7 protein-coding genes are annotated in these 7,215 nt (G+C 67.0%); 3 read left to right on the top strand and 4 right to left on the bottom strand.

Features of this window, described 5'->3' with window-relative positions:
• Positions 1 to 899: ATP-binding protein (locus tag RMP09_RS07525; RefSeq protein ID WP_310565355.1), on the top strand; the 899-nt coding region annotated here is incomplete at its 5' end.
• Positions 900 to 1,016: 117 nt separating this feature from the next.
• Here the strand turns inward: RMP09_RS07525 and RMP09_RS07520 are convergent.
• Positions 1,017 to 1,928 carry a LysR family transcriptional regulator gene (locus tag RMP09_RS07520; RefSeq protein WP_310565354.1) on the bottom strand — a complete coding sequence of 304 codons (912 nt, stop codon included), beginning with the start codon at positions 1,926 to 1,928 and terminating at the stop codon, positions 1,017 to 1,019.
• A gap of 94 nt (positions 1,929 to 2,022) precedes the next feature.
• On the opposite strand from RMP09_RS07520, the gene RMP09_RS07515 reads away from it, so the two are divergent.
• Together RMP09_RS07515 and RMP09_RS07510 are read left to right on the top strand one after the other, a co-directional pair.
• Positions 2,023 to 2,367, top strand: coding sequence for a protocatechuate 4,5-dioxygenase subunit alpha (locus RMP09_RS07515; RefSeq protein WP_310565353.1), 345 nt, complete (start codon positions 2,023 to 2,025; stop codon positions 2,365 to 2,367).
• Between the two features lie 16 nt (positions 2,368 to 2,383).
• Positions 2,384 to 3,232 carry a class III extradiol dioxygenase family protein gene (locus tag RMP09_RS07510; protein WP_310565352.1) on the top strand — a complete coding sequence of 283 codons (849 nt, stop codon included), beginning with the start codon at positions 2,384 to 2,386 and terminating at the stop codon, positions 3,230 to 3,232.
• 75 nt (positions 3,233 to 3,307) lie between these two features.
• Here the strand turns inward: RMP09_RS07510 and xdp1 are convergent, their stop codons facing one another.
• The 3 genes from xdp1 to RMP09_RS07495 form a co-directional block, all read right to left on the bottom strand.
• Positions 3,308 to 3,994, bottom strand: coding sequence for an exosortase-dependent surface protein XDP1 (gene xdp1, locus RMP09_RS07505; protein WP_310565351.1), 687 nt, complete (start codon positions 3,992 to 3,994; stop codon positions 3,308 to 3,310).
• Positions 3,995 to 4,133: 139 nt separating this feature from the next.
• Complete coding sequence (prsT, locus tag RMP09_RS07500; RefSeq protein WP_310565350.1) at positions 4,134 to 6,944, bottom strand: XrtA/PEP-CTERM system TPR-repeat protein PrsT; 2,811 nt, start codon at positions 6,942 to 6,944, stop codon at positions 4,134 to 4,136.
• Between the two features lie 72 nt (positions 6,945 to 7,016).
• On the bottom strand, positions 7,017 to 7,215 hold a 199-nt coding region (locus RMP09_RS07495; RefSeq protein ID WP_310565349.1), incomplete at its 5' end, for a sigma factor-like helix-turn-helix DNA-binding protein.

Below are 7,215 nucleotides of genomic sequence, written 5' to 3'. Positions count from 1 at the left end.
GTCCGCGCCTGGTGGGCTACGCGCTCACCGCGCTGCTGGTGCTCACGCTGCTGGCCTGGCTGTACGTGCGGCGCCTGCTGCGGCCGCTGGACGCGATCGGCGCGGGCGCACGGCGTTTCGGTGCGGGCGACTTCAGCCAGCCCATCCCCGAGCGCTGCTGCAAAGCCCACGACGAACTGGGCGAGCTGGCCGTCACCATCAACACCATGGGCCGCGACATCCACCAGATGCTCGAAGCCAAACGGGCGCTGCTGCTGGCCATCAGCCACGAACTGCGCAGCCCGCTGACCCGTGCGCGCCTGAACACCGAACTGCTGCCCGACAGCGCCGACGTGCTGCCGCAGCGCGAGGCCCTGCTGCGCGACCTGCAGGAAATGGCCGGCCTGATCAACGACCTGCTGGAGAGCGAGCGCCTGTCGGGCCAGCACTCGGCCCTGCAGCGCGAGCCCACCGATGTGCGCGCGCTGGCCGACGAGGTGCTGGCCGCCCTGCAGGCGCGCCACCCGCGCGCGGCCGATGTGGCGGTGACCGTTGCGCCCGGCCTGGGCCCGGTGGCGGTGGACCCGGCGCGCACCCGCCTGCTGCTGCGCAACCTGCTGGACAACGCCTTGCGCCACGGCACCGATGCGACCGAGCCGCCGCAGCTGCACCTGCGCCCGCTGGCCGAAGGCGGGGTGGAGGTCGAGGTGCGCGACCACGGCCCCGGCGTGCCCGAAGACCAGATCGCCCAGCTGGCCCAGGCCTTCTACCGGCCCGACAGCGCCCGCACCCGCAGCGCCGGCGGCGTGGGGCTGGGCCTGTACCTGTGCCGCCTGGTGGCGCGGGCGCACGGCGGCCGCTTTGCCGTGCGCAACGCGCAGCCGGGGTTGGCGGTCACGGTCAGCTTGCCGTTGGCCTGACGCGGGCCCGCCCGTGGCGAGCGGGAGGCACGCCGTCCGGTCCCGCCGGAGGTGTTCACGCCGGCTGACCCGCGGGCTCCTGGGTGTTGACGCGACGAGAAATCGCCGTCTGACGCTTCACCCCGGGCCGCCCAGCAACGTGGGCACCAGCGATTCGATCCGCTCGCGCAGCCAGCGGTGCGCCGCGTCCTGCTGGTGCCTGCGGTGCCAGATCAGGTACATCGGCAGCGTGGGGCAGGGCGTGGGCACCTCGGCCTGCGCGAACCCGCGCAAGCAACCCTGGTGCAGCAGCGAGGGCGCGGTGGCCAGCAGCGGGCTGCCGCGCAGAAACGCCGGCACACCGGCAAAGCCCGGCACCATCACGGCAAAACGCCGGCGCAGGCCCTGGCTCTCCAGCGTGCGGTCCAGGTGCAGGGTGCGCCGCGGTTCGTACACCACGGTGATGTGGTCGGCCGCCAGGTAGTCCGCCAGATTGCCCGGCGCGTCTCGCACACCGGCGTCGTAATAGACGCAGTACCGGTCCTCGAACAGGCGTTTCTGCACGATGTCGCTGCCCTCGGGCGGGCGGGGGCTGATGGCGATGTCGCACACGCCGTCGCGCAGCATCTCCAGGCTGGGCACGTCCGACGGGATGATGCGCAGCGCCACGCCCGGCGCCTGGGCCCGCAGCGCCTGGGCCAGGCCGGGCAGCAGCACGTCGCGCTGGAAGTCGTTGGCCGCGATCGTGAGGGTGGTCTGCCAGCGTGCCGGGTCGAAGGTGTCGCTCTGCGCAAAGCCCTGCAACTGGCGCAGCAGTTCGCGCGCCTGCACCGCCAGTTCCCCCGCGCGGGCCGTGGCGACGATGCCGCGCCCGCTTTTGACGAACAGCGCGTCGCCCGTGATGGCGCGCAGCTTGTCCAGCTGGTGGCTCACCGCCGACTGCGTCACGCCCAGCTTCTGTGCCGCGCCGGTGATGCTGCTGGCCTCCACCACCGCCACCAGCAGCTGCAACAGGCGCACATCCAGGTCAGACCAATCGAAATCATTCATGTATTCGATGATCTTTGATCTGTTTATCTTTGGCAATCAAAAACCAATACTCCCGCTTGACCCTTGTCAATCCACCCCAAGCAGGAGACAAACCGTGAGCCTCACGATCCCCGGCACCACGCCTTTTGACGGTGGCGCAGCTCAGAAGGGCTACGCCCTGAACAAGATGTGCTACTCCTTCAACCACAAGGCCAACCGCGACGCCTTCCTGGCCGACCCGGAGGCCTTCATGCAGCAGTACGGCCTGAACCAGGAGCAGGCCGAGGCCATCCGTTCCAAACAGGTGCTGGCCCTGATCGCGGCCGGTGGCAACGCCTACTACCTGGCCAAGTTCGCCGGCATCTTTGGCTTGGACATGCAGGACATCGGCGCCCAGCAGACGGGCATGACCAAAGACGAGTTCAAGGCCAAGCTCGTGGCCGCGAACGACCAGTGCTGAACCAGGAGACACCAACATGGCACAACTCATCGGTGGCCTGGCCACATCGCACATCCCCGCCATCGGCGGCGCCATCCACAAGGGCAAGCAGAACGAGCCCTACTGGAAACCCTTCTTTGATGGCTTCCCGCCCATCCACAGCTGGCTGGACAAGGTGCAGCCCGACGTGGTGGTGGTGTTCTACAACGACCACGGCCTGAACTTCTTTCTGGACAAGATGCCGACCTTTGCCGTGGGCGCTGCCGCCACCTACAGCAACGCCGACGAAGGTTGGGGCATCCCGACCCTGCCGCCCATCCCGGGTTGTCAGGACCTGTCCTGGCACCTGATCCGCGAACTCGTCGCCAAGGAGTTCGACATCGTGACCTGCCAGGAAATGCTGGTGGACCACGCCTGCACGCTGCCCTTCAAGCTGTTCTGGCCGAACCACGAGATCGCGCCGGTGCAGATCGTGCCCATCAACATCAACACCGTGCAGTTCCCGCTGCCCACGGCCAAGCGCGTCTACAAACTGGGCAAGGCGGTGGGTGAGGCGATCAAGAGCTGGGACAGCAACAAGAGGGTGGCGGTGATGGCCACCGGCGGCCTGAGCCACCAGCTGGACGGCGAGCGCGCCGGCTTCATCAACAAGCAGTTCGACCTGCAGTTCCTCGACAGCATGGAAACCAACCCCGAATGGGCGACGCAGTTCAGCGACCTGGAACTGGTGGAAAAAGTCGGGACCCAGGGGGTGGAACTGCTGATGTGGCTGGCGATGCGCGCCGCACTGACCGCAGCCGGCGCGGGTGTGCGCAAGGTGCACAGCAACTACCACATCCCGATTTCGAACACCGCGACGGGCGTGCTGGCGCTGGAGACGGTCTGATCGGGTGGCTGTTGTAGCCATCCGGAAACAAGAAAGGGAGCCAGTGGCTCCCTTTCTTGTTGGATGGGCGTCAGCTCAGCGCTGTGCCAGCGATTTGCGGCGCGCTGCCAGCAGGCCTGCAGCACCCAAGCCCAGCAAAGCCAAAGAGCCCGGCTCGGAGACGCCGGTCGGTGGTGTGGACAGCACGGTGCCAGCCACCGACAGCAGCTTGAAAGCGTCGTTGGTCGAGGACCATGTCGTGCCCTTGTACGCACTGATCAGCCAGGAGCTTGAATAAATCGAGGAACTGATCGATTGGGTGTTGCCGCTCAAAGCGCCGACATCGTTGTAATGGCCGACCAAGCTCCATGCCGCCGCGCTGCTGTTGTAGGCATACACAGACATGTCCGAGTCGTTGTAGGCGGTGTATTGCCCGTCATCGGTCCCGTTCCATCCAATGGTCATGCTGCTCAGCGACACAGCCTGACTGAAACTGAGCACCAGGGCATCGACGCCGTTGTAGTTGTCTGTGGCGTGCGGACCGGTCATGGACGCGTCCTCGGCGCTGTTGACCACACCCAGACCACCACTACCGTAGTTCATGACGGTGCTCGTGCCGGCGCCGGTGCCGCCGGTGGTCTTGGCGGTGACGGAAACACCACTCAGCGTGCTCGAGGTGAGGTTCCATGTGGTCGCGGCTTGAGCCGAACCGGCAAAGCCACCAGCAACCACAGCCGCCGAGGCGATGAGGCGGGTTGCAAAGCATGTCAAACGGATGTTCATGGTCGGTGCTCCCAGAGCCTGAGCTTACAAATGCAAACAAACTAGCAAAAAGCAGGCCACAAAATTTAGCTCTTAGAAATCATGGGCTTAGCGAATGCCCATGTGGTCTTTTTTTGTATTTGTAAGAAAAATCGACAAATCAAGGTTGAGCGCCAGCCAAGCGCTGGGCGTCTGCGGCGCCATCAAACAGATCGCCGATTCTCAAGGCCTCAATGGCCTCATCCTTCGCCTCGGCCTTGCGACCCATCGCGAACAGCACCTTGGCCAGGTGGTAACGAATCTCTGGATGGCCGGGCGCCCGCAGCCGCGCATCGCGCAGCAGGGGCAGCGCCTGTTCGGTCTGGCCTTGCTGGAACATCACCCAGCCCAGGGTGTCGATGACCAGCGGGTTCTGGGGCTCGATCTGGTGCGCGGCCTGCGCGGTCTGCAGGGCGGCAGGGTCTTTGAGCTTGAGTTGCGCATTGGCCAGGTTGTTCAGGGCCTGGGCATTCTGCGGTTGCACCTTCAGAGCGGCCTTGTAGGCACCGATGGCGTCGGCGAAGCGGCCACTGCGGGCGTGCAGATCCCCCACCAGCAGTTGCACTGCCACGTCGTTGGGTGACTGGCGCAGGCGCTGGCGGCCGATGTCCAGCGCTTCACTGGCCTGGTTCTGGCTGGCCAGGGCGTTCATCAGCGTGAGGGTGGTGCCGGTGCCGGGCTCCACCTTGAGCGCCTGCCGGTAGGCCGCGACGGCGGCCGACGGATTCTGGCGCGCCATCGCCAGATCACCCAGCAGGCTGTGGCCCAGGGCCCGGCTGGGTTGCTGCTGCACGATCTTGCGTGCGCGCGCTTCGGCCTTGTCGGGCGTGCCCTGGCGCTGTTCCACCTGCACCATCAGCGCTTGCGCGGGAATGAAGTTGGGCTGGTCGCTCAGGGCTTTGCTCAGGCTGTAGGCCGCGCCGTCCACGTTGTTGGCGGCCAGCTGAAGGCGGGCGATTTCGGTCTGTTGCGGGGCATTGAAATCGGCCACGCGGGTAGCGCTGCCGAGTGTGGCGCGCGCACCACCGGGGTCGCCCAGCGCCAGTTGCGCGCGGGCGTACAGCAGCTGGGCGGGCAGGTTGCCGGGTTGTTTGGCCAGGGCGATCTTGCCTTCTTCCAGCGCTTGCTGGGGCTTGCCCTGGCGCAGGGCGAGTTCCATCAGGGCGAGGTTCCAGCGCATGTCCTTGCGGTCGCTGGCGTCGCGGGCCCGCAGCAGCCAGCGCATAGCTTCTTCGCTCTGGCCTTGGCGCTCGGTGATGCGCGCCATCTCGGCCATGGCGTCGGTGTTTTTGGGCATGTCGCGCAGCAGGGCGGCCAGGCGCTGCTCGGCTGCGGCGATCTGGTTGGCGTCGATGTCCAGGCGCGCCAGCTGCAGGCGCGACGCGGTCAACTTGGGGTTGAGGCCGAGCGCCTTTTCATAGGCCTGGCGGGCCTCGGGCGGCTTGCCGCTGCGCAGCAGCATGTCGCCCAGCTGGTGTTGCAGGCCGGCGTGGCTGGGGAAGCGCTTGACCATGTCGCGCACCAGCGCCAGCGCCTGGGGCAGGCGGTTCTGCTGGGCGTAGAGCTGCGCCAGCGACATGCCGGCAGACACCTGGCCGGGGTCCTGGCGCCAGGCGGTTTCCAGTTCGGTGATGGCGCCGTCGGTCTTGCCGCTGCCCAGCAGGCTCAGGCCCAGCGCGGTGCGGTATTCGGGCCGGTCCTGCTGCTTGATGGCTTCCTGCAGGAACTGGGTGGCGCGCGCGGTCTTGCCTTGCGCCATGTAGGCCGTACCCAGCAGGCTCAGCGCCAGGCCATCGGCTGGGTTCTTGCGCAGGTAGGTTTCCAGCAGCGGAATGGCCAGGGCGGTGTTGCCTTCGGTCATCTGGATGCGCGCCAGCAGGCGCACCACGGGGCTGTTGGGTTGCACCTTGAGGAAGGCTTCGAGGTACTGCCGTGCCTTGGCCAGTTCGTTCAGGCCATAGTGCGACAGGCCGTTGAGCATGAGCAGCTGTGGCCGGTACTGCACGTAGGCGACGGGCACCGGGTCCAGCAGCTGGGTGACTTCCAGCAAGGCGGCTTTGGCGACGGCGGGCTGGTTCTCGCGTTCGGCCACCAGGGCGCGCAGGTAGGCGGCGCGCGGCTCCCTGGGGGCGGCGGTCTTGAGCTGGTCCAGCGCCTGTTTGGCCTGGGGCAGCTGGTTGCGGTCGATGTGGATGCCGGCGCGGGCGATCAGCGTTTCGGCGTGATCCGCCTTCAGGCTCAGCGCCTTGGCGTAGTCGGTCAGTGCGGCGTCGAGCTTGCCTTGCGCGTGGCGCACCGAGCCTTGGACGTAATGGGCCTCGGCGTCGTTGGGTGCCGCGGCCACGCCCCGTTCGGCCGCCTGCAGGGCTTCGGTGAACTGGCGGGCGCGCACGCGCACCGGGACTTCGGCCAGCCAGACATCGGCGCGCCGGTCGTTCATGGCGCGTGCCTGCTGGATGGTGGCCAGTGCCTCGCGGCTGTCCCCCAGGTCGGTCTGGGCGCCGGCGCGCAGCAGCAGCAGGGTCTGCAACACATCAGGGGGCAGGCCGCTGGGTTGCAGCTGAGGATGCGAGAGCATCTCGCGCGGGCGCCCTTGGGCAATGACCACCTGCGCCAGCGGTACCGCCACTTCAGAGCGGTTGATGCCCAGGCGCAGCGCTTCGTTGTAGGCCACCTCGGCGCCGAGCACGTCGCCGTTCTGTTGCAGCGCACGTCCCAGCAGGAACTGGATGGCCAGCTTGTTCGGCTCGTTGCGCAGCGCGTTCTTGAGCTGGATGATGGCGCCGGCGTGGTCCTTGGCCTCGAAGCGTTGCAATGCGTCTTCGTAGTAGCTGGCGGCCAGGGCCGGGAGGCCGGTGCCCACAAGCCCGGCCAGCAGCAGCGTCTGGGTGGAGCGGAGCAGTCGCAGGGGCAGTGGGCGAGGGCGTTTCATGCGGTCATTTTCGCCCATCTGCCATGAAAAAGGGCCTCCGAAGAGGCCCTTTGGCTGACCGCGTCGCGGCCTTTACAGCGAATCGATGAAGCTGCGCAGCTTGTCCGAACGGCTGGGGTGCTTGAGCTTGCGCACCGCCTTGCTCTCGATCTGACGGATGCGCTCGCGCGTCACGTCGAACTGCTTGCCCACTTCTTCCAGTGTGTGGTCGGTGGACATCTCGATGCCGAAGCGCATGCGCAGCACCTTGGCTTCGCGCGGCGTCAGGCTG

It is taken from the genome of Hydrogenophaga sp. (assembly GCF_031426985.1).
Lineage (GTDB): Bacteria > Pseudomonadota > Gammaproteobacteria > Burkholderiales > Burkholderiaceae_C > Hydrogenophaga.
Note: the sequence above shows the minus strand (reverse complement) of the source record. Positions and strands in the feature narration are given on the sequence as shown.